General features: G+C 48.6%; 21 protein-coding genes and 2 tRNA genes. 16 read left to right on the top strand and 7 right to left on the bottom strand.

Features of this window, described 5'->3' with window-relative positions; genetic code table 11:
* Positions 1-76: 76 nt before the first annotated feature.
* From KME12_06220 to KME12_06210, 3 genes are all read right to left on the bottom strand, one after another.
* Positions 77-1681, bottom strand: a complete 1605-nt coding sequence (locus tag KME12_06220; protein ID MBW4487368.1) for a TROVE domain-containing protein — start codon at positions 1679-1681, stop codon at positions 77-79.
* Positions 1682-1721: 40 nt separating this feature from the next.
* Positions 1722-1846, bottom strand: a tRNA-OTHER gene (locus tag KME12_06215).
* A 26-nt stretch (positions 1847-1872) separates the two neighbouring features.
* Positions 1873-2001, bottom strand: a tRNA-OTHER gene (locus KME12_06210).
* Positions 2002-2336: 335 nt separating this feature from the next.
* Between KME12_06210 and KME12_06205 the strand changes: the two genes are divergently transcribed.
* The 3 genes from KME12_06205 (at position 2337) to KME12_06195 (ending at position 6353) form a co-directional block, all read left to right on the top strand.
* On the top strand, positions 2337-2900 hold the full coding sequence (locus tag KME12_06205; GenBank protein MBW4487367.1) for a Uma2 family endonuclease: 564 nt from the start codon (positions 2337-2339) through the stop codon (positions 2898-2900).
* Positions 2901-2911: 11 nt separating this feature from the next.
* The gene (locus KME12_06200; GenBank protein MBW4487366.1) at positions 2912-5902 is read left to right on the top strand and encodes a HEAT repeat domain-containing protein; all 2991 of its coding nucleotides are present in this window, start codon (positions 2912-2914) and stop codon (positions 5900-5902) included.
* A gap of 175 nt (positions 5903-6077) precedes the next feature.
* On the top strand, positions 6078-6353 hold the full coding sequence (locus KME12_06195; GenBank protein ID MBW4487365.1) for a GlsB/YeaQ/YmgE family stress response membrane protein: 276 nt from the start codon (positions 6078-6080) through the stop codon (positions 6351-6353).
* A 103-nt stretch (positions 6354-6456) separates the two neighbouring features.
* On the opposite strand, the gene KME12_06190 is transcribed toward KME12_06195, so the two are convergent.
* Positions 6457-7908: a lysophospholipase gene (locus KME12_06190; GenBank protein ID MBW4487364.1), complete on the bottom strand. Its 1452-nt coding sequence runs from the start codon at positions 7906-7908 to the stop codon at positions 6457-6459.
* A gap of 217 nt (positions 7909-8125) precedes the next feature.
* Here KME12_06190 and KME12_06185 point away from each other — a divergent pair, with 217 nt between their 5' ends.
* The 4 genes from KME12_06185 (at position 8126) to KME12_06170 (ending at position 11387) form a co-directional block, all read left to right on the top strand.
* Positions 8126-8494, top strand: coding sequence for a phage holin family protein (locus KME12_06185; protein MBW4487363.1), 369 nt, complete (start codon positions 8126-8128; stop codon positions 8492-8494).
* A gap of 161 nt (positions 8495-8655) precedes the next feature.
* Positions 8656-8847 carry a YqaE/Pmp3 family membrane protein gene (locus KME12_06180; protein ID MBW4487362.1) on the top strand — a complete coding sequence of 64 codons (192 nt, stop codon included), beginning with the start codon at positions 8656-8658 and terminating at the stop codon, positions 8845-8847.
* Positions 8848-9042: 195 nt separating this feature from the next.
* Positions 9043-9801 (top strand): DUF2993 domain-containing protein, encoded by a 759-nt coding sequence (locus KME12_06175; GenBank protein ID MBW4487361.1) that lies wholly within the window; start codon positions 9043-9045, stop codon positions 9799-9801.
* Complete coding sequence (locus tag KME12_06170) at positions 9798-11387, top strand: metallophosphoesterase (GenBank protein ID MBW4487360.1); 1590 nt, start codon at positions 9798-9800, stop codon at positions 11385-11387. Before KME12_06175 ends, KME12_06170 begins: the two co-directional genes overlap by 4 nt.
* 35 nt (positions 11388-11422) lie before the next feature.
* On the opposite strand, the gene KME12_06165 is transcribed toward KME12_06170, so the two are convergent.
* Complete coding sequence (locus tag KME12_06165) at positions 11423-12154, bottom strand: TPM domain-containing protein (GenBank protein ID MBW4487359.1); 732 nt, start codon at positions 12152-12154, stop codon at positions 11423-11425.
* Between the two features lie 462 nt (positions 12155-12616).
* Between KME12_06165 and KME12_06160 the strand changes: the two genes are divergently transcribed.
* Complete coding sequence (locus tag KME12_06160; protein ID MBW4487358.1) at positions 12617-12856, top strand: KGG domain-containing protein; 240 nt, start codon at positions 12617-12619, stop codon at positions 12854-12856.
* Positions 12857-13241: 385 nt separating this feature from the next.
* Here KME12_06160 and KME12_06155 read toward each other — a convergent pair whose 3' ends face one another.
* A complete protein-coding gene (locus tag KME12_06155) occupies positions 13242-14468 on the bottom strand; it encodes a transposase (protein ID MBW4487357.1) in 1227 nt (408 codons plus the stop codon).
* A 126-nt stretch (positions 14469-14594) separates the two neighbouring features.
* Between KME12_06155 and KME12_06150 the strand changes: the two genes are divergently transcribed.
* The 4 genes from KME12_06150 to KME12_06135 all read left to right on the top strand — a co-directional run bounded on the left by KME12_06150 (position 14595) and on the right by KME12_06135 (position 15769).
* Positions 14595-14738: a hypothetical protein gene (locus tag KME12_06150; protein MBW4487356.1), complete on the top strand. Its 144-nt coding sequence runs from the start codon at positions 14595-14597 to the stop codon at positions 14736-14738.
* A gap of 167 nt (positions 14739-14905) precedes the next feature.
* Entirely contained in the window at positions 14906-15091 is a 186-nt protein-coding gene (locus KME12_06145) for a hypothetical protein (protein MBW4487355.1), read from the top strand.
* Complete coding sequence (locus KME12_06140; GenBank protein MBW4487354.1) at positions 15063-15221, top strand: pentapeptide repeat-containing protein; 159 nt, start codon at positions 15063-15065, stop codon at positions 15219-15221. Before KME12_06145 ends, KME12_06140 begins: the two co-directional genes overlap by 29 nt.
* Positions 15222-15355: 134 nt before the next feature.
* Positions 15356-15769, top strand: coding sequence for a response regulator (locus KME12_06135; protein ID MBW4487353.1), 414 nt, complete (start codon positions 15356-15358; stop codon positions 15767-15769).
* 95 nt (positions 15770-15864) lie between these two features.
* Here the strand turns inward: KME12_06135 and KME12_06130 are convergent, their stop codons facing one another.
* Positions 15865-17061, bottom strand: a complete 1197-nt coding sequence (locus KME12_06130; protein ID MBW4487352.1) for a sensor histidine kinase — start codon at positions 17059-17061, stop codon at positions 15865-15867.
* A 152-nt stretch (positions 17062-17213) separates the two neighbouring features.
* Here KME12_06130 and surE point away from each other — a divergent pair, with 152 nt between their 5' ends.
* From surE to KME12_06110, 4 genes are all read left to right on the top strand, one after another.
* Positions 17214-17891, top strand: coding sequence for a 5'/3'-nucleotidase SurE (surE, locus tag KME12_06125; GenBank protein MBW4487351.1), 678 nt, complete (start codon positions 17214-17216; stop codon positions 17889-17891).
* A gap of 159 nt (positions 17892-18050) precedes the next feature.
* Positions 18051-18203, top strand: coding sequence for a hypothetical protein (locus KME12_06120; protein MBW4487350.1), 153 nt, complete (start codon positions 18051-18053; stop codon positions 18201-18203).
* A 194-nt stretch (positions 18204-18397) separates the two neighbouring features.
* Positions 18398-19330, top strand: coding sequence for an NAD-dependent epimerase/dehydratase family protein (locus KME12_06115; protein ID MBW4487349.1), 933 nt, complete (start codon positions 18398-18400; stop codon positions 19328-19330).
* A complete protein-coding gene (locus tag KME12_06110) occupies positions 19327-21057 on the top strand; it encodes a glycosyltransferase family 39 protein (protein ID MBW4487348.1) in 1731 nt (576 codons plus the stop codon). The genes KME12_06115 and KME12_06110 overlap by 4 nt, the downstream gene beginning before the upstream one ends.
* Positions 21058-21184 lie beyond the last annotated feature (127 nt).

Below are 21184 nucleotides of genomic sequence, written 5' to 3'. Positions count from 1 at the left end.
TCATTTGAAAACGGCTGTGATTGGTTTTGAATCTAGCTCCCCTTCCCTAGTAGGGAAGGGGCTGGGGGTTAGGTCTTTACAATTCACCCGTTGCTAGCATTTGAATCAGGCGAGGCGCACCGGGGTCAAAACCTGCTAGATCCCAAGACAACGGATCTTTAGGGTCAACCAAGGAAATTTGGTAGGGGGCCAAGCTGATATACACCGCCTTCACGTTAGGGTTCACCTTGCGGCGATATTCTGCTAGCGCTTGGCTAGGGTGCCGTTGTCCTGCCCAGCTTTCGCAATCCGTCCAGAAGCAAACGACATCCGCTTTGAACTTGTGCTGAATCATCCAATCGTAGGCCACAGAAGCGTCGGTGCCACCAAAGTTCTGGCTGTTGGCTTTGGCGATCGCGGAACTGAAGGAATCTTGAGCAGAAATATTGAGATCTCGAAAATTCTCCGCAAATCCTCGAATCACATAGTTCTTCTCAGCTTTGGCAGTAGCAAGCGCCATTGTGGTAGCAATCTCACAACAGGTTAAGCCGATAGAACTCACACTGTAGTAAGACATAGAGCCAGAAACATCGATCGCATGGAGAAACACTTTCCCAGTAGGTTGCAGCACATCAAAGGAGAGTTCTAACGCCTTTTCTAAAATGTCTACAATGCGTGGGATGGGTTCCCAAGTCTTCTGGCTACGGCCTAATTTACCGCCCGATTGGTAAGTTTTCAGCGCTTTGAGGACATCAATGGGGTGAATGCGACCCTTACGGAGATGCTCTCGACTGTTGAGAGCTCTCTCTACTTTGTCTAGGTTTTTGCGGTGGTCAAATCGAAGAACGCCTAGCTCTGTCAAGGAACCCAGGTTTCGCAACATGGCTCCAATTGGCATGTCATTGAACAAGAGTTGCCAAGCCTGCTTGTCCATTTTGCCCACAGGTGCAGCCATTTCGTGAGTTAAGCGGCCTTTCGCGATCGCCTCATGAGCTTGCTCTGGGTGCCGCTTTAGCCACTCGTACCACCAGATTTGCCCTAGAGCCTCTGAAGGAGCCTGGTGAGGTAGGTTCTCCCAACCTTGAGTCACCCACTGAAACAACTGGTTATGTTCCTCTGTGGGAGGCTTAACGTGGAACAGCCGCAACGCATCTCGGTGAGAGAAACCCTGGCGCTGTTGATATTTAAGCAATTGGTACGCCAATTCTTTGACGTTCTCTCGTGCTAACCACCGTTGACCTGCGGCTCGGACAATTTTGCCGAATCCTCGCACTGACTTGGTATAGTTCAGCCACTCATAGAAATGGCTACCCGTCCGCACCACTTGCGGAAAGATTTTTTGAAAAGCTTGTTTCGCTTCCGGGGCTTCCCCCATCGAGAGCAGCACTAAGGCAAAGATCGGCGCACTGTTGTTGATGGCACGACCATCCGAAGCATAGACAATCTCAGCCGCAACTCGCTCCGGATTCTCTGCGATCGCCTGCTCTAAGACATCCACAAACTCGTTCGTCAGTTCTTGCTTTCCGGCGTAGTAAGTGCTCTGGGCAGTGCCAATCAGCAAGCAGCGTCGCAGAGTTTGCCACAACCCTGCCTGGAACATGTAGCCCCCAGAACGTCCCTGGATCATTTCCGTTGCGCGTCCAGGGATAGGTTGAGTTTGAGGGGTGCGAGTTTTGTTTTGGACAAAAAATTGGTAATTCATTGTTTGTAACGCCTCCGGCCCGTTTGGGCAAATTGGAAAATTGACAGGACGGGAATTGCACCCGCATCTCCGGCGATTAAGGGGGGATTCGATTTGCAAGCGATAACCCTCAATCTGCGGCCCGTAAAGGCAAAAAGTGGTGCTTTACTGTTAAGCGACCTGCCAGTGTAAATCGAGAAATTTTGGAGATTTGGTGTAGCGGCGCGGGAATTGCACCCGCATCTCCGGCGATTAAGGGGGGATTCGGTTTGTAAACGATAACCCTCAATCTGCGGCCCGTAAGGGCAAAGTTGGTACTCTACTGTTGAGCTAGCCGCCACATGCAAAGTTGTTAATGATCTGGGTTTAAGTTCGTCGTCGGTTCATCGTTCTGCTGCCTCTCTGTCTTGGATGAATTCAGAATAGGCGGGCCATCTTCCCTCAGGCGAATCCATCAACTAAGAGCCAAAATGCTTTTGTTCTAAAGGTTTGAGCGCTAGGGGAATATTTTGACTTGAGGGATTCCCCCAGCTTTTGTGGTTTCTTTCCCAGAATCGTAGGGTGTGTGACTCACGCCCCACCTCATGGTCAATGCCTTCACGACCTATGTAATAAAGCGATCGCTCACCATTCTCTTTGCTACACTCAGAACACATCTGTAGAGGATGCTAGAACAATGGCTACGGTAACGTCTCAACCCCTTACCCTAGAGGAATTTTTGCAGCTTCCAGAAACAGAACCTGCTAGCGAATACATCAACGGTGCCATTATTCAAAAATCCATACCTAAAGGGAGACACAGTCGTCTGCAAGGTAAAATTGGTGCTGCTGTAAATCAAACGGCAGAGGAGCAGCAAATAGCCTACGCATTCCCAGAGTTACGTTGTAGTTTTGGCGGGCGATCGCTTGTACCGGATCTAGCGGTTTTCCAGTGGCAGCATATACCATTCACTACGAACGCTGAAGTGCCTGATAATTTTGAGCTACCACCAGATTGGACAATTGAAATTCTGTCGCCTGAGCAAAAAGCCAATAAAGTCATTGGCAATATTCTTCATTGTTTGGAGTATGGCTGTCGTTTAGGCTGGTTTGTTGACCCCGACGACCTGAGTATCTTGATCTTTTTACCAAAGCAACAGCCTTCTCTACTTCAAGAAGAGGATGTTTTGCCTGTATTACCAGAGATTGATCTAGCCTTAACAGTAGAGCAAGTTTTTGGTTGGCTCAAGATGGGGATCTAGAGACACGACCAATGGCACGTCTAAGTTATGGCCCGGAAGTGAAGAAGCGATCGCAGCAGTTATTGGCGGTGTTGTTGGATTACGCCAATGATGAGTTGGACTGTGATGAGGTGGCTTTGGATGGGTTGCGATCGCAAATCCAGGTGCATTGGCAGACCGAACAGCGCCTAATTGTGCGGACGAAGGTGCGGTTTTTAGAGGCTTTGACCAAGCTGGCGGCGACTCCTTTGACGGGTGAACAGATTAAGGAAGCGTTGCGACGGTTTGAAGATTTTCTGGAATTGTTGGAGGATAATCGTCCAAATCGGGGTGGCTCGGAAACTTGGCATTTCACGTTGACGTTATGGCATCCTCGGCGCGATCGCGCAGTCAACTTGCAGCGCTTTGAGGCGGAGTGGGAACAGCGGCGATCGCAAAGGTCGAAGCAGGTAGCTCAGAAAACAAGTACTCAAAATACAGATGCAGCAGTTGTAGGGGCGAATGGCGATTCGCCTCAAGCAGATGCGTGGTGGCAGTGGTGCCGAGAAGTTTTAGAGGCGCAGCAGTATCAACGACTCACGACCAATCCGCTGACCGTGGGAGATGGAGTTGCATTTGAGGTAGATGAAGTATATGTACCGCTAGGGTTAGTGGAGCGTAAACAGCAGGAGCGGCGAGATATAGAGGTGAGGGCAGATCAAGGCTCGAAACTCTATGAGACGGAAGAGGGAGATACGGCTCAGTTGGTTCTAGAGCAATTTCTGGAACAGTTGCAGCAGACCGGATTGGCAAAACGGATTGCGATCGCCGGAGAACCAGGAGCGGGCAAAACCACATTGCTACAAAAGATCGCCAGTTGGTTGCTGGAACAACGAGCCTTACCAATTTGGATCTCCTTGGCAGATTTGCAAGGAGCCACCTTAGAGCAGTATCTACTACAAGATTGGTTGAAAGCAGCAACTCGCAAAGTTACGGTTGCAACAGAGTTACAAGAAGAATTAGGAGTGCAGTTCAATCAAAGGCGAGTGTGGCTGCTGCTGGATGCTGTCGATGAGATGGCAACGGAGGCAAGTTCTGCTTTGGCGGCGATCGCGAGGCAGTTGCGCGGTTGGGTTGCTGATGCCCATGTGATTCTCACCTGTCGCCTTAATGTTTGGGATAGTGGCAAAAATGCGCTAGAAACCTTTACCACTTATCGTAATCTCACGTTTAGTCATGGAGATGCTGCAAATACAGATCAGGTGGGACAATTTATTGAGCGTTGGTTTCAGTCGCAGCCCACATTGGGCGATCGCTTGCAGGTAGAACTCGACAAGCTGGAGCGCCGACGAATCAAGGATGTGGTAAAAAATCCGTTGCGATTAGCTTTGCTCTGTCGTGCTTGGTCGCTGGCTCAGGGTGCTCTACCCAACTCGAAAGCGGCGTTATATCAACAGTTTGTCGAGACTATCTACGAGTGGAAGCAAGACCGCTTTCCTACCAGCTTGGCTCAACGCTGGCAACTGAATCAAGCTTTGGGGCAGCTAGCTTTGCAGGCGTTGGCGCAAACAAACACTAAGTTTCGCTTATCCCAGTCGTTAGTGCAGCAAGTCTTTAGAGAACAATCCCTGGAGTTGCTAGATCTCGCCCTCAATTTAGGCTGGCTAAATCAAGTCGGTATCTCTACTACATCTGGAGAAAAGGTCTACGCCTTTTATCACCCGACGTTTCAGGAGTATTTTGCCGCCCAAGCGATCGCTGATTGGCGTTGCTTTCTCCCTCCAACTGCTCCTAACTCACCGGTGGATCTAGAGGCATCTCCGCTCGTCTGTGCCTCCCAATGGCGAGAGGTGATCTTGCTGTGGTTAGGACGCTCCGATATATCTGCTATAGAAAAGATCTCTTTTCTTCAAGCTCTAACGGAGTGGGAAGATGGCTGTGGCGGGTTCTATCACTATCAAGCTTATTTTCTCGCAGCCGCAGGTTTGACCGAGTTTCCGGAATATCCTGATGCAGAATCTATCTTGACTCAGTTACTGCGCTGGCGGTTTGGTGAGTTCGATTCTCAGCAGCAAACTTGGCAATGCTATCCATTTCCAATGCAAGAGGGAGCGAGAGTGGCGCTGCTACAAACTGACCGCACCCAAGCGATCGCGGCGTTAGAACAATTTATTCAATCTACCTCTGATTTCTTTGCCTGTTGGAATGCGGCCTACAGTTTGGGCAAAACCTTTGAGCAGGGGAATCGGGTGGCGCTCGCGACGATGACTCGCCTCCTGAAGACGCTACATAGCGAACCGTTGCGGCTGCAAATTGGTGAGAGCTTAGGCAAAGTTGACCCTGGTAATCCGCTGGCGATCGCGACCTTGACAGACCTCATTGCTACTACCAAACAAGACTCGTTGCGTCGGAAAGCTGCTTATGCTTTGGGCAAGCTTGACTCAGGGAATGCGATCGCCGCCACAACTTTAACCAACTTGATCGAAACGGCTACAGACATCTCTTTACGCCTGCAAGCCGCAGAGAATTTATTGCAGCTTGATCCCAGCCATGCGATCGCTAACACGTTCATCCAAGCGAATCAGCAGCCCGCTCCCTTCCCAAAACGTTCCCGACGCGCTAAACCTCAAGTTCAACGAGATCCCGCTCAGGCGATCGCGGCTTTGGAACAGCGTTTGGTAGTTGCGACGGATGCTTCCACCCAGCGACGACTAGCTTGCCAATTGGGGCACCTACAGCCAGGACATCCTCAAGCAATTGAGGTCTTGCTCCAACTGTTGCAGTCTCAACACTCCACAACTCTCTATCGCCGCATGGGTGAGGACTTGAGGGAAATTCTGCTTCAGGAACAGTTACCGATGATTGTTTCTACCCTGAAATGCTTTGACCCTACGATTCCATCAAATCTGAGAGCTATTCCTCCCAAAGCCAAGCTTTCTCCTCAAGCGCAAGAGTGCTACAAGTTGCTTTGGTATTGTGCTCAGCAATTACCCTACGCCGCTTTTTACACGGCTTGGCAGCATCCCTGCTCTATGCAGAGGTAGAGGCTGGATTTCACCAAACTCTGCCGTAGGCAGGAACAGCTTTCTCTCTTGTGATAGTTGGAAGAGCCCTGTGCTATCCGATAACTTATAAATGTATTCAGGAATACCTGCATTACAAACATCAAATTTAGAACGTTTATTTAGAACCCATAGTCTTTAAGAACGGAGAAAAAAGATGAATATTTTGGCTTGGATCGTATTAGGTTTAATCGCGGGTGCTATTGCTAAAGCTATCTATCCTGGTCGTCAAGGTGGTGGCATTCTGGGCACCATGCTGTTGGGGATTATTGGTGCATTCGTGGGTGGTAGCCTCTTTAGCTTCTTGACCACCGGATCGCTGGCCTTAACTTCCACTGGCTTAAGTTTGGGCGGTATTTTGGTCGCTGTTTTAGGCGCAATTGTAGCTCTATTCATCTACTACGCTGTTTCTGGCCGTCGTGGTGTTTACTAAACCCTAGCTTGAAACATCTAGAGTTCGAAATCTGATTTTTGTTAAATAGTTCTTGAGAAATCCGAGCCTCTGTCTTAGTAGCAGAGGCTTTTGTTTTAAGGGTCTACGCTAGGGGGAAAGCAGCCGCGATCGCCCAGCCAAAGAACAGCGCACAGCCTAAGGCATAACTCCAAGTATTGTTGAGGAGGGCTGCCACATAAGCAAAGAGAGCCATGAAAATTGGAAATAGGGGCAGCAGGAGATAGAGAAAACCAAGTTGGGGAGAAAATTGCAGCAGCAGATAAATCCCTATTACCAGGGCAATGCTTTGACCCAACCACCACAGAACGCGGGAGCCACCGGGAATGTTTTGCTGAGCGATACCAGAGGCTAAGAACCACGGTAAAAATCCGAGAGCCAGCCAAGGCCAAAGAGCCAAGCGGGTAGGAATGAGCCACCATTGAAGCCACACGAACTGGGCCATGAGACCAAAGCCGATCCACAAGAGAGCAAATAGAGAAATGCCCAGCAGCAGAGCCAGAAGTGTCGGTCGCGGAAATTGAGTTAACAGTCCTAGCCAGAAGATTCCTGCAATGCCAAACCACAGCGCTACTGCTCCACCTACTTGCACACCGCCCAGTGCTGCTAAGTTCGCTTCGTGACTCAACAGCGGTAAAACCCCACTCGCTGCTAAAGTCGAAACGAGTAAGCTACCCCAGCGACGAATGGGCGATCGCACCTCGATTTTAGTGGCTTGGTTCGACACTTGGCTCAACCCTGGCAAGACGGCTCCGATCGCCAGTAACCAGCCGAGGAGATGCAACCCATACCAAGCCATCCGCCGATCTATATAAGGACTAGAACTTTGACGACCAAAGGTGGCATCCAACCAGCGTAAAGCAGCTTGATGACTTGCAGAACGAAACAGAATTGTGATGTGTTCGGCCTTGGGAATCAGAACGAGCGATCGCCCTTGTCCCGCCGCTAAGTTCTCATTCTTTCCGCCTGCTCTGTCTAGCAATCGCTCAGCATTGCCAATAAAGCCACCTTCCCAGCTTCCCGCTTGCAGTTGTAAGTTTCGCGGTGCTTCGGGTGTGACTCTGGCTCCGGTGGGGGAGACTGCTACGGTGGCGGCAAAGCGATCGGCCTGTTGAATGCCAGCATTCATCACTGAGCCGCTGCCCATCGAGTGTCCCAACAGTGCCAATCGAGTCGCATCTATCTCTGGTTGAGCTAGCAGGGCAGCATAAGCCACCTGTAAATCTGCTTGCAAAGAATCGCGCTGAGGCAGGGTACTCCCCCCGTGCCCAGAGAAATCCCACAGCATCACTCCATAGCCAGCATGCGCTAATACATGCCCATAGCCCAACATCAGTTGTTTAGAACCAGCAAAACCATGAGCAATCAGCACCCCAGGAATACGAGCCTGATTTTGTGGGGCCAGGTAAAGCATAGGCACATTATTTCGCTCTATCTGACGCACCACTAGCCCACTCCGAGCCGCACCGATCCCAACCCAAGCCAGCCCAATCATCAGCAAGGCCAGAACTAAAACAACCCACCGCTTCCGACTCATCACATTTTTTAATTAGAAGGCCTATTCCGCCCAACATCTTAAACGAGGTTTAGGTCTTAATGACAGCCTTGAGTCAGCACTTAGAGAGATGGATTTCTACGACTTAAGCCCCAGTGGAAGATCTGTCTTCTTAGAGAGGTAATAAACGGCCTAGGTCTTGCAAGATCAACGTAGAACTTTTAAAGCGTTTTACTGTTGTGTTTAAGGGAAAAACAAGATGATTAGTAATCTTTTGACGCTAGTGGCGACTGCACTAAGCTTGCTAGTGGTAGATTTAGCTGTTCCTGGCGTTGATATCGCGACCTTTCCAGCGGCTCTAATTGCGGCGATCGCGATCGGTGGAGTAAACGCAGGCGTCAAGCCCGTTATGAATGTTCTATCTTTGCCTCTGAACTTCGTAACACTAGGAGGCTTCTCGATCATCATCAACGGTCTTTGTTTCTGGCTCGCCTCAGTTTTAGTTCCTGGGTTTAGAGTCGATGGTTTGATTGCCTTCTTGCTAGGCCCTGTGATCTTGTCTCTCGTCAGCACTTTTATGAATCGGTACTTTGCTGAGAGAAGCGTAGATCTCAAAACTGAAGTTTAGTTTTGACGGCTACACCCTAGCTTGAATTTTGCCCTGGCTGGATCTACCCAGTCTTGGTCATGAAATAGCCCATTCGATGGAGTATTTCGAGCAATGGGTTTAGGAAAATACAGACAAAACAGAGCACAGACAAAATAAATTTAACAAACGAAAGGAATTCTATGAAAATAGTTCGCGTTCTTGCAGGTATCTTGGTGCCCCCCTTAGGCATCTTCCTCACCGTAGGAGTTGGCCCTACTTTAATCATCAATATTTTGCTCACTCTGTTGGGTTGGTTGCCTGGAAGCATCCATGCAATTTGGGTCATTTTCAAGCATGACGAGCGGATCAACCGTCGGGAAGGCGTTTACTAGCTTGCTGCCGACTGTACTGTCAACAGTTATGAGGCTGGGTTTCTAACCTTGATAGCCGCTGTAGGTTCACCAATTTGTCATAGTTGCGGGTGAGCTTCTCAAGCTCAAAACTTTAAAGCAACGTCCAGGAGGGGCGTTGTTTTTATTTGACGACGGATAAAAGTATTTAGGTCACAAAGATAGGATCGCAAAGCAATGTCAGAAGAACCGCGTCTAGAAGAACAAGTCCTGGCTCAAGTCATGGAAGCAGGTTTGGCGAGCCAATTGGATGCCGTGGAAGCGATCGCAGTAGATGTGCATACTGACCTAGGAAAAATCGTACAGGGACAAGCCACCGAAGTCTCCGTGACAGGTCAGGGATTGGTAATCGAACCTAACATCCGGGTGCAACAGCTAGACGTGCATACCCACGGAGTCAAAATCAACCCGCTGAGCCTTTTATTAGGAAAAGTGAAGCTAGAGCGTCCTGTAGATACAGCGATGCGAGTAGTCATGACAGAAGCGGATCTTAACCAAACGCTAAACTCAGATGCTATCCACAAATACCTATCTCCTTGGGAACTGGATGTCGAAGGTGAAATTGTGACTGTGGAATTGCAGCAGCCAATGGAGATCCGGTTGTTGAACGGTGGCAAGATCCAATTTGCGGGAAACTTATTGTGCAGAGAGAACCATCAAGAGCAGCGCAGCCAATTTTCGGCTGTAATCTTGCCTAGAACTAACGATCGCCCTGTTTTACTAGAAGAATTTCGCTGTCATCCCGGTCAAGGTCTACCCTTCAGCCTCACCTTTGTCTTCTTTCAAAAGCTCAAGGAGCTGCTAGAGGTGCCTTATTTTGAGTGGCAAGGCATCGTGTGCCAAATTCAACACTTGGAGGTGCAACCAGGTAATCTGGTGTTACAGCTTGAAGCTCATGTCTATCAAATCCCTTCTGCCGGAACCGATGCTCTATGAAATTTGTTTCTGATCCCCCGATCGCCGTCAAGATTCGCCAAATGCAACAGCGAGTTCGGTGGCAAGACCCACTGGTGCTAGAGCGAGGCATTGACCAAACTCGGCTAGCGATCGCAGATAGTGGATCGGAGGATACAGAGTTTTCTTTTATGGTGGTAGGGGATAGTGGCTCTGGGCAGCATCGCGGGCATAACCCCCAGCGGCGAGTGGCGGAGCAGATGCTGGAGCAGCAAGATTGCCGTTTTGTACTGCATACAGGCGATGTGATCTATTTAGTCGGCTCTAGCGAGTATTATCTGAAAAATTTCATTGAGCCGTATCGTGAGTTTTTAGTCGGGGGGGAGCGACCGGAAAAGATTCCTTACGATCGCATGGTGTTCAATCTCCCTTTTCTCCCTACTCCTGGCAATCACGATTATTATGATCTCCCGTTAGGCTTGGGCCTACTGGTACAGGCAACCCTACCCTTTCGTCGCTTACTACAATCGCACTTAGACTTTGATATGGGTTGGCGGGGTTCTGGGCAAGGCAAGGTGTATGCCCACGCCTTTTTAGACTGCTTAAACCGACTGGGTACGCCTCAAGCGATCGCCCAACATTTGGATCATCATTATACCGAGAAAACAGAGACAGGCTTATGTCTACGTTATGAGCCTAAAGAATTTACACGGCTACCCAATCGCTATTACACCTTCCGTTATGGCGGTGTTGATTTCTTTGCGCTCGACTCTAATACATTTAATGTGCCGCTACCGTTACCTAAGACAGGGGAAGGAGAAGCTTATCGCCAAGCGCTAGAAAAACAACGAAATGAATTAGAGCAGCAAAACCAGCAAATATTGGCTACTTCTACGACACTAAAGCCCGATCAACCAGAACAAGCTGAGCAGCTAGATGATCTGCGTACCAAGCTAGAGCAATTGGAAGAAGCCAAGTTGGATATTGAAAAACAATTAGCGGCAGATAGCACGACTGTCGTGGACCATGAGCAACTGAATTGGTTGAAGCAACGATTGGTTGAGTCTTGGCACACAGACTCAGTGCGAGGGCGTGTAATCTACTTTCATCATCCCCCCTATGTGACAGAAGCGACTAAATGGTACCAAGGGCAGACATTAGCCATTCGTCATCGCCTACGCCAAGTCTTAGATGCAGTGGCGGCTGAGATTGGTGCAGGAGATGCCTTAACAGAAACTCTGCGCGATCGCCCCTTGGTAGATTTAGTTCTCAACGGCCATGCTCACTGTCTAGAATATCTCCGCACGCTCAATACAGGTCATGCCGATTCGCATCTTAACTGGATTGTATGTGGTGGTAGCGGCTTTAGTTTGCGTCGCCAAAGAACGGAAGGGCCAGAATTGCGAGAACCGATTGGCACTGTGGTCAACAATGATGAGCACCTAGTTGCGCGATCGCTCCTCTATGTAGGACGTACCGGATTAGGCACTCAAAAGCGCCGCCCTTACTCGTTTTTGCGGATCGATATCAAAGAAGGTAAGCCGCTTAAATTTGTGATTCGGCCCTTTGTGTCGGAGTGGGCGCAACGGCAATGGAAGAACTACGCGATCGAGCCTTTCACGATTTAATCGGTTTTGGGGGCAGATGCCCCCTGAGTTCAGTTCTAAGCCTGAGATTGCAAATATAGATAGAAATAGTAAGTTGCCATCGGAATCACAGTTGCGGCAACCAACAAGCCGATCACCCAAACCATTGCACTACCACGCTCTTGCTCCGTCTGCTCCGCAGTGGCAAATGTACCTTCTGTCCGCACATTATCTACCACCTGGGGAGGTCCCGGATCAGGTCGTCCCGATAGTACTGCTACCAAGCGATCGCTAGTATCCAAAAATGCCTGGTTATAATTATCACCCTGCACTAGAGGCACCAAGAGCGTTTCTTGAGCCACACTTTCAGCGATCGCATCTGACATTACCGTTTTTACTTGGTCGCCCGTACGAATCGCCGATTGATTTGTCACCTTATCTAGCACCAGCAATGTTTGATTAGCTTGAACCTCAGGGGTCGGAAACCACTTTTCAAACAGCTTGTTTGTAAACCCTCCTGGGTTCTCGTCGTAGTCGAGGCGACGGATAATCACTAGTCGAACCTCGTTCCCCGTTTGCTTCGATAAATCTTCTAGCTCTTTCGTAATTTTGCCTTCATTCAGGCGACTGACTACATCAGCTTGATCCAGCAATAGTGCGTCTGGAGGTGAACTGGGCATCTCATAAATTCCAGTGGCGATCGCGGGTAAGGCCACTAATTGCACAGCCAACGTCATTAGCACTAGGGATAGAACCAATCGTTGAAGCGAGGCACTCCAACGGCGAATGTGAATGAAGAACTGTCTCATACGCACGTATCTCTAAACCAATCTTTTCACCATACACCGCTTAGCTAAACCATGAACAATTATTACAGAGATTAAAGGATGAAAACAGACCTAACCGAGAACGCAGTCAGAGAGCCTGCCAACGAATAGAGTTGAGAGTATAGGCACTTTTTAAGCAAAGTCTCTACAACTCTTTACCCAAAAAATCGCTTAAGGAGTTCTGATCTATAGGCTACAGCGACGTTTCAAGCTTACCTTCTACTAACATAGTTGAAGCAAATATAATTAATTTCCAAGTTTGGATTTCCAAATTACTTGCCTACACCATTAGAATGATAAATTTTCTCTTTTCAGCCTTAATTATCAATCCTAAGTCAGAGGAAGCAATAGACTCATTTTTCTAGGCTATAAACAACAAGTGAAGAACTTGTAATAATTTGCATTTCAATAAAGTTTAATACCTGTCAGAACAAGGAGCTTTCTATGGCAAACAAGAAGGAAGAAAAAGGCAAACAGGGCTTTGCCTCCATGGACGAAAAGAAGCAGCGCGAGATTGCCAGCATGGGTGGAAAAGCGGCCCATGAAAAAGGAACTGCTCATGAATTTACTCCTGAAGAAGCCAGAGAAGCAGGCCGTAAAGGTGGCGAAGTTGTAAGCCAAGACCGCGATCACATGGCAGAGATTGGTCGAGAGGGTGGTCGTAATAGCCACAAAAATCGCTAGGCCCAAGGCATGAATTCACTTAAATTTTGATATAAAAGCTCCGGTGATCGCTGGGGCTTTTATGTTGAATTAGAAACGATTGACGGTTGACCTCAATGATCAATTAGTTTTTCACATTAAAAAGCGATCGCTTGAAATATCTTGAACTAAAGTTGTCCTATTTCTCTAATGGTTCTTCTAATAAACCAGTACAAATCTGACTTAAAAGATCCGTCGTTGGGGGCAGAAATGCAGTGATTTTCCCTGCTCCATGCGGCATTTTTTGATACTTACTTAACATTTTTTAATATTTATTTAATTGCGATCGCGATTAGCTATCACATTCACCCAACTGGTTCCTTCAGATGGGCGAAATACAATACCCGTAGTGACATACTCCCACATTCTATGCGTCAGCATAGAATGTGGGCTTCTCAGTGACTCCTGCGATTGCATGGGACGTTACCTGAGCTTTATTGACGCAATGCCCTACCGCCAAGTGCTTAATATTGATAGCTGCATTATGGTCACGGTCAATCGTTAACCCACACTCAGGACAGGCGTGAAGTCTGTCCTTTAGTGTTTTTGGAACTTTTGTACCGCATCCAGAGCAGTTCTGAGAGGTGCCGCTGGGATTCACTGCAACTGTCATCAACCCGGCTCTTTCAGCCTTGATTGAGAGAATTGCGAGGAATTGACCCCACCCAGCATCGCTGATTGACTTTGCCAGTCTCGACTTAGCCAGCCCCTTGATATTCAGCTTTTCATGTGCGACGTGTTTCCCTTGAGACAAAAGCTTTTTGGCGGTCTTGTAGTGAAAGTCTTTGCGTTGATTGGCGACTTTTAGATGTGCCCTGGAAACCCGCTTAATTGCTTTCTTGCGACGGTTAGAACCTTTCTGCTTGCGGGAGAGCGATCGCTGCAACCGCTTCAGGCGCTTCTCTGATTTACGGTAGGGCTGAGGGATGACTACTTCTTTGGCTGAATCATCGACCAGAAACGACTTCAAGCCGACATCAATCCCGATGGTGTTTTCCATCACTGGATCGTCGGGCGAGAAGACAGGTATAGAAGCATCTTCAAGGCTTAACGTCACATACCACCCGTCAGCCTTGTGGGTAACAGTGGCAGTTTTAATCTTGAATCCATCGGGTAAGGGGCGATGCTGAATCAGCTTAACCTTGCCCAGTTTCGGCAGTGTGACGAACTTGCCATCCCCACAGTCTGGCTTGATCTGCGGCAAGGTAAATGACCTGTAGCGGCCTTGACCCTGGAATCGTGGCTTGCCTGACCTGTGGCCATTGCTATCCCCCTTCAGCCACCGCTCAAACGTCTTTTTGACTCGCTCCACACAGTTTTGAAGCACCTGTGAGTGAATGGCTCCATACTCAGGAAATAAAGCCTTGCTGTTCACCAAGTCACGTTTTTGGCTGTAGAAATCAGGTTGATCCTTCAGCTCAGGTAAGTAGCAGAGTAGGGGGCAAGCATTCACATCACAGCGATTTTGCTCCCACCAGTTGAACCGCTCAGCCAGCCTGTAGTTATATTGCCGACGCAATCGTTCCAGCCAGTCCTCCATCATGGCTTGCTGGGCTGTGTTTGGGCGTAAGCGATACTGGTACGCAATCCTCATACAATGAGTGTACCATGATTCAGTTACGGTGATTAGATGAAAGACGATTTCGTTTCTAGTGGCAGAGCCATCTCTGACCTAAGAAGTATCTTTGGACTATGGAATTGAGCTGAGAGGGCCAACATCATGGCAGAGAAACTCTTGCTAGCAACGCTCATCACTGGCTTGCTAAGTCTAGGCTTGAGAACGGCTGAGACCGCAAACACTGTAGCTCCCTCGTTCTTAAGCTTTGGCATGACTTCTGACGCGACGATGCCTGTTTATCCTTGAGTTGCGTAAAAGCTAGCTTGCAACAAATGGCCTAGGTAAGGACGTTTCAGGTGGGGCGATCGCTACTCTGAGATCACAGGCTGAAATCACACTCTGAGACCAGGCTCTGAGATCAGTGGTTTAAGGTAGCAATGTAAATTTCCGTACAATCTATACACAGCGTACTGATGCAAGGGAACTCTAGAACTGAGTGGAGTTCAGACAAACCTGCGGAGGTACAGCAGATGTACGACTACGAGCTGCTACAACGGTACTTAGAAGGCCAACGGGACTTCCATGCAGTTAATCTTAGTCGGCTTAACTTAGCAGGCGCTTCAAGCCAGTCTGAGAGCAGCCAACTTAAAAGGAGCTAATTTATCGGGTGCTGAGTTAGCGGAGGCAGATTTTCAGCAAGCCATCTATGATGCAGCCACCCAGTTTCCACTCGAATTTGATCCAGCCGCCCAGGGAGCATACTACGAGGACGAGCTAGTCTCGGCTTGAAACGGTCTTGAAAGAGTCTTGAATGATCTGGGTTTGAGGTAGCTCACAACTGAGATCACCCTAAGACGGAGGTAAATCAGCGACTCCATCACTATGATAAAAGGCCATAACACCTCCACCTAAAAATTAATTTTATGTCTTTTGCTCAAGCTCATCGCCAAAATAAACGCATCTTGATTGTCGATGACATTGCTGATAATTTATCTCTTTTAGAAGCAATTTTGCTCGAAGAGGGGTTTGAAGTTGATAGCGCGAAAAGTGGTAAAGCCGCATTAGCGATACTTGAATCTTCTATCCCAGATCTAGCGCTGATTGACGCCATGATGCCTGGTATGGATGGCTACGAATTGACTCGGCGGATTCGGCAAGATCAGAGCCTACCGTTTATCCCTGTGATTCTAATTACAGCGTCTGAAGATGCTAGCGCTCCAGAAGGATTGGACTTAGGAGCGAATGATTTCATCCGCAAACCGATCGAGTATGACGAGTTAATAGCAAGAATTAACGCATTTTTGCGTTTGAAAGACACCATGAGTCCTGCGCAATAGTGTTTTGTGGTCAGGTTTCGTAGTCAAGTTTCATGGAGAGTTTCATGGAGAGTTGGTTTTTCGCGCTTTTGGAAAGCCAAACTCTCTATGAAACCTTAGGTTATCTGGGTTTTGACCTCTAGGGGCAAAATTACAGTGAAGGTAGATCCGACTCCAACCTCTGATGCCAGCGAAATCTTACCTTGCATCAGATTAACGAGCTGTAAGACGATCGCCAAACCTAAACCAGTACTGTCCGGGACATGCACGTTGTTGTTCTCAGCTCGATAAAAGGGATCAAAGACTAGCAACTGTTCTTCTGGAGAAATCCCAATCCCTGTGTCCTTGACGACAAGCGACCATTGGCGATCGCCTAAGGTCTGGCAGGTGAGCCAAATGGTGCCCGACTCAGTATAGCGAATCGCATTACTCAAGAGGTTGGTGAGAATTTGCTGTAGGCGCAGCGGATCTGTGAGTATTGTTTCGGGGGCGCGATCGCAATCAACCACAACCTCTAAGGATTTGGTATCCGCTAGAGGAGTGAGCATCTCCACCACATCCTTGACGATGTAACGCACCTCCGTTGCTTCTAAATGCAACTCCATCTTCCCTGCCTCATAGCGGGAAATTTCTAGGGCATCATTGATTAAGCGCAGTAGTCGCCTACCATTGCGTAGCACTTGTTCAATGTGCTCTAAGTGAGGCGTGGCATCTCGCGGCTCAGGAGCTTTCCGAGAAGCCCGCAAAACCAGCTCTGAGTATCCAATGATGGAGTTGAGGGGATTTTTCAGCTCATGAGCTAACTGCGACAGATTATCTTGATTAGCCTTCACTAAGCGAGTTAATTCCTGATTAGTCAGTTCTGCTTGGCTTTGGAGTTGCTGCAACTCACACAAGCGTTCCTCCACATAGCTGTTAAAGCACTGGGTAATCGCTTCATCAATGGTCGTGTCAATCAAGTTGTAGACTCGCATCACTTCCGGCACCGTCCCCTCTAGGAAATCAATCTCTAGAGTCGAAAAAATGACCCGCCGTAAGAGGTGATACTCTCGGGCAATCTCGTTGGGTGCAAAACCTTGAGCCGCCCGCAAAGTCCCATGCGCCAAACTTCTGCAGACAATAAATTGAATATCACTGTCTTGAGAATGGGAGAGCACACTGACCATTGCAACGAGCACTTCAGGCAGATGATCCCGAATCGCCGAGCGTGGCAACTCATCAGCCGCTGGAATCTGTCGATCCTGGTGAACTGCATCGATCCAGTTCTGGACAATGGTGTCTCGTTTGTTGGCTAGCGATTGACTAAAATCCATCGTGCCTCAAGTTAAGAAGATGGGGCAGACCTTTGACCTCATTCTATTTGACCTCATTCTAATTGAGTAGTCACCTGATCAACTGCGCGATCGCCCCCTTAGAATAAGGCCAATTCCCCTTGTGCTTGCGCTGATCCAGCAACTAACCCAGTATGACTCTAATTCTCACCAATGATGACGGTATCGATGCCCCTGGAATCCGAGCGTTGCAAAAGGCAGTGAATGGAGCAGGGGTAGTTGTGGCCCCCAAACTGGAGTGGTCTGGCTGTGGGCATCGGGTCACGACTACCACTCCGATTCACATCGAGCAGCGATCGCCCGCCGAGTATGCGATCGGAGGCACCCCTGCCGATTGTGTCCGTGTCGGCATCAGTCATCTCTTTCCCAAAGTCCAGTTTGTCCTCTCTGGAATCAATGCTGGGGGAAACTTGGGCGCAGATGTCTATATTTCTGGAACCGTTGCCGCCGTCAGAGAAGCAGCACTACACGGAATTCCAGGGGTTGCCATATCTCATTACCGCAAAGGTAGACGCCCTGTGGACTGGGATAGAGCCGCTCGTTGGACTGCCCAAGTCTTGGTAGAGCTGCATCAACGCCCCCTAGAACTGGGTAGATTTTGGAATGTCAATCTCCCTCATCTAGAACCAAGTGATCCTGATCCAGAAATGGTGTTTTGTGATTCCTGCAAGCAACCCTTACCCATTGACTATGGGGTCGAAGGAGATTCTCTGATTTATAAAGGAGAATACTCGAAGCGCGATCGCACCCCCGGAAGCGATGTGGATGTTTGTTTCTCTGGCAAAATTGCCATAACTCAACTCCACCTATAATCTTTAATATTGGTTCAATTCCTAACTTAAGGGTGATTAATCGTAGGTATGCCGTTTTTGTAGCAGCGAAATCTGCGCTGATTGGTGGATTTATAACTTCATCACGAAAGTTAATATCAAGAGAATGACAGCCCAAAGTTTTGCAGAGGAGCAATTCCAATGAATAACTTAGAGCAAAGAGTGTTGGATGTAGTTCAGCGCCGTCCAGTTTGGAGCGCCACGATGATTGCATACCAGCTAAATTATCCCCAACAAGACGTAAAAGTTGCCATCGATCGCCTAGTTAAAACGGGGAAACTTCAGAGTGCATAAATCTAGGCTATGGTGAAAAACCTGCAACTCTCTTTTTCAACCCTTCTCTGCTCGGAGAGGGGTTTTGAGCTATTTATCCAGGGAGTAAGTCTCTCAACTCCTGATTCCTGGCTTCTGGTTCCTAACCCCTGATTCCTAACTTCTCCCCTCCCACGTCCTAAGATAATAAAGCTGTGTTATGAGGGATGTGGAGCATGCGAATTTTGATCATGGGTGGTACTCGATTTATCGGGGTTTACCTGACCCGGATTCTAGTTGAGCAGGGTCATGAAGTGGTTTTGTTTAATCGAGGGAATAAACCTGCTCCGGTAGCGGGGGTGCAGCAAATTCATGGCGATCGCACAAATCCTGCTCAACTCAAGGAAAAATTAGCCACAGAATCATTTGATGCCATCTTTGATAACAACGGTCGAGAGGTGAGCGATACTCAACCGTTAGCGGAACTGTTCAAAGATAAAGTGCAACATTTTGTCTATATGGGTTCGGCGGGTGTGTATTTGAAATCAGATCAAATGCCGCATGTGGAAGGAGATGCGGTAGATCTTAAAAGTCGGCATCGGGGTAAGCATGAGACAGAAGCTTATCTAGCAGAACAGGGATTACCGTTTACCTCAATTCGTCCTACTTATATCTACGGCCCGCAAAACTACAACGACTTAGAAGCTTGGTTTTTTGACCGCATTGTTCGCGATCGCCCGATTCTGATCCCAGGACACGGGCTGCACCTGACGCAACTAGGGCATGTGCAGGATTTAGCTCAAGCAATGGTAAATGTGTTAGGCAACCCCGCAGCAATCGGACAAATTTACAATGTCTCTGGCGATCGCTATGTTACGTTTGATGGTTTGGCGCGGGCTTGTGCTGTAGCTGCGGGTAAGTCTGCGGATGCGGTTGAAATTGTGCATTACGATCCCAAACAGTTTGATTTTGGTAAGCGGAAAGCCTTCCCCCTCCGAGCCCAACACTTCTTTGCCTCTGTGCAGAAGGCGATCGCCGAACTTAACTGGCAGCCCAAGTTTGATCTAGTTTTTGGTCTGCAAGACTCGTTTCACCAGGATTATCTCGTCTCCGGTCGGAACAAAGCAGCAGTAGACTTTTCCGTGGATGACGAGATCTTGGGCGCATGAAACGTTTACACTATTTGGCTTTGGTTGGGGCGATCGCTCTGGGGACAGCTTTACGCTTCTGGAATTTGGATGCCAAACCCCTCTGGCTGGATGAAGTGATTACGGCCATTTTTAGCTTTGGTCGCAGCTACTATGATGTGCCGCTGAATGTGCTGTTTCCCCATACGGTTTTGGAGCAGGTGTTTACGCTCAAGGCGGGGGTTAGTTGCCCGCAAATCGCCCAAACTGTCAGCACAGAATCTGTGCATCCACCGCTGTTCTTTTGCTTGCTGAATGGCTGGTTGCAGTGGATTAATCCATTGGCGCAGTCGTGGGTATGGAAGCTGCGATCGCTCCCTGCTTTATTTGGGGTTGCGGTAATCATAGCCATCTATGGCCTAAATCGGGTCGCTTTCTCTCCCAAAGCAGGATTGATGGCAGCAGCTCTGATGGCGGTATCTCCTTTTGCGGTTTATCTCTCCCAAGAGGCGCGTCACTACACTTTGCCGATGTTGTTGATTACGCTGGCACTGTTGGGGTTAGTGCAGATGCAACAGGATCTGTGGCGATCGCGGCGGATCAGACCATTGCCTTGGCTCGGTTGGATTTTGGTCAACGGCATTGGCTTCTATATCCATTACTTTTTCTTGTTAGCGTTTGTGGGGCAAGTGGTTACCCTAGTCGGGGTGGCAGTTTGGCAACGCTCCAGAATCTCTCGTTATCATTGGGGAGCGATCGCCCTAGCCATTTCTGGTGTGGCGTTGAGCTATCTCCCTTGGATTCCAACATTACTTAGCCACACAGGTCGTCCAGAGACTGATTGGCTATCTCCTTTTCAACCCAGTTGGCTCGACAAACTGGCACCGCTCTACCAACTACCTGCGGCTTGGTTGATCATGGTGGTCTCCTTTCCTGTCGAGAATCAACCGCTCTGGATCGCGATTCCAGCCGCTCTACTAATGTTGGTGTTTGCAGTCTGGTTGGGGCGATATGCTATTCGTGGCTTGAAACAGTTGTGGAGAGAGCCAGAAACCCATTTGGCTACGATCACCCTAAGTAGTTTTATCCTTTGTGTGGTACTGGAATTTTTGGGGATTGTTTATGTCTTGGGTAAAGACATTACAGTGGTGCCTCGCTACAACTTTGTCTACTATCCAGCAGTTTGTGCTTTGCTGGGAGCCAGTTTAGCTCGGCTGTTTCAAAATCATCCCTGGCCTGAAAAAATATCTTGGCAGCACTACTGGACAGCCTACCGAGTTCAGCTTAGTGTCTTATTGGTCGGCTTCCTCAGTTGTATCTTTTTAGGACTGGGTTTAATCTTTCAGAAACCCTACCAGCCACAACGAGTCGCTGAAAATTTTCTGCTAGAACCCGCTAAACCTTTGGTAGTCGTGACGGGGTATGACACGCTCTTGGAAGTGGCGCTAGGACTCAGCTTTGACTTAGAAGTGCATCGGCGATCGCTCATCTTGCCAGACATCAACCAAAACATCTCCTTTGGTTTCTTGAGTCGCCAACCGACCTACAGCCAATTTTGGCAAAATCTAGCGAATGTCCAGCCGCCTGTCTCTAGTTCACCGAACTTGTGGATTGTCGGTAGTGGTTTAAGGCGTCAAGAATTTCCAGAGCAGCTGAGTTTACCGAGCCAATCTAATTTGAAAGCTGAAGTGGTGACTTGCGATCGCGACGAAGAGAACTATCATCGTATTGGCGTGCCCTATCAACTCTATCGTTGCGCTGCTAGATAACCTGCTGAGTCTATGAATCTAGTTATCAGGATTTTGTTTTGGCTGCTGTCGCTAGTTGGTAGTCTACTGATGCTTTTCCTCATTCTCCTAGGGATGGCACCTGGAGTAAAACCACTGGACTTCACTG

The sequence above is a fragment of the Trichocoleus desertorum ATA4-8-CV12 genome (assembly GCA_019358975.1).
In the GTDB taxonomy this organism is placed as follows: domain Bacteria; phylum Cyanobacteriota; class Cyanobacteriia; order FACHB-46; family FACHB-46; genus Trichocoleus; species Trichocoleus desertorum_A.
The sequence above is the reverse complement of the archived record's forward strand: the minus strand, read 5'-3'. Positions and strand labels throughout refer to the sequence as shown.

Coding starts and splice junctions, on each gene's coding strand:
- KME12_06120 (MBW4487350.1), top strand. CDS start 18,051: ATGAATAACTTAGAGCAAAGAGTGTTGGATGTAGTTCAGCGCCGTCCA.
- KME12_06185 (MBW4487363.1), top strand. CDS start 8,126: ATGATTAGTAATCTTTTGACGCTAGTGGCGACTGCACTAAGCTTGCTA.
- KME12_06195 (MBW4487365.1), top strand. CDS start 6,078: ATGAATATTTTGGCTTGGATCGTATTAGGTTTAATCGCGGGTGCTATT.
- KME12_06130 (MBW4487352.1), bottom strand. CDS start 17,061: ATGGATTTTAGTCAATCGCTAGCCAACAAACGAGACACCATTGTCCAG.
- KME12_06180 (MBW4487362.1), top strand. CDS start 8,656: ATGAAAATAGTTCGCGTTCTTGCAGGTATCTTGGTGCCCCCCTTAGGC.
- KME12_06150 (MBW4487356.1), top strand. CDS start 14,595: ATGGCAGAGAAACTCTTGCTAGCAACGCTCATCACTGGCTTGCTAAGT.
- surE (MBW4487351.1), top strand. CDS start 17,214: ATGACTCTAATTCTCACCAATGATGACGGTATCGATGCCCCTGGAATC.
- KME12_06220 (MBW4487368.1), bottom strand. CDS start 1,681: ATGAATTACCAATTTTTTGTCCAAAACAAAACTCGCACCCCTCAAACT.
- KME12_06145 (MBW4487355.1), top strand. CDS start 14,906: ATGCAAGGGAACTCTAGAACTGAGTGGAGTTCAGACAAACCTGCGGAG.
- KME12_06135 (MBW4487353.1), top strand. CDS start 15,356: ATGTCTTTTGCTCAAGCTCATCGCCAAAATAAACGCATCTTGATTGTC.
- KME12_06160 (MBW4487358.1), top strand. CDS start 12,617: ATGGCAAACAAGAAGGAAGAAAAAGGCAAACAGGGCTTTGCCTCCATG.
- KME12_06115 (MBW4487349.1), top strand. CDS start 18,398: ATGCGAATTTTGATCATGGGTGGTACTCGATTTATCGGGGTTTACCTG.
- KME12_06165 (MBW4487359.1), bottom strand. CDS start 12,154: ATGAGACAGTTCTTCATTCACATTCGCCGTTGGAGTGCCTCGCTTCAA.
- KME12_06170 (MBW4487360.1), top strand. CDS start 9,798: ATGAAATTTGTTTCTGATCCCCCGATCGCCGTCAAGATTCGCCAAATG.
- KME12_06205 (MBW4487367.1), top strand. CDS start 2,337: ATGGCTACGGTAACGTCTCAACCCCTTACCCTAGAGGAATTTTTGCAG.
- KME12_06110 (MBW4487348.1), top strand. CDS start 19,327: ATGAAACGTTTACACTATTTGGCTTTGGTTGGGGCGATCGCTCTGGGG.
- KME12_06190 (MBW4487364.1), bottom strand. CDS start 7,908: ATGAGTCGGAAGCGGTGGGTTGTTTTAGTTCTGGCCTTGCTGATGATT.
- KME12_06200 (MBW4487366.1), top strand. CDS start 2,912: ATGGCACGTCTAAGTTATGGCCCGGAAGTGAAGAAGCGATCGCAGCAG.
- KME12_06175 (MBW4487361.1), top strand. CDS start 9,043: ATGTCAGAAGAACCGCGTCTAGAAGAACAAGTCCTGGCTCAAGTCATG.
- KME12_06155 (MBW4487357.1), bottom strand. CDS start 14,468: ATGAGGATTGCGTACCAGTATCGCTTACGCCCAAACACAGCCCAGCAA.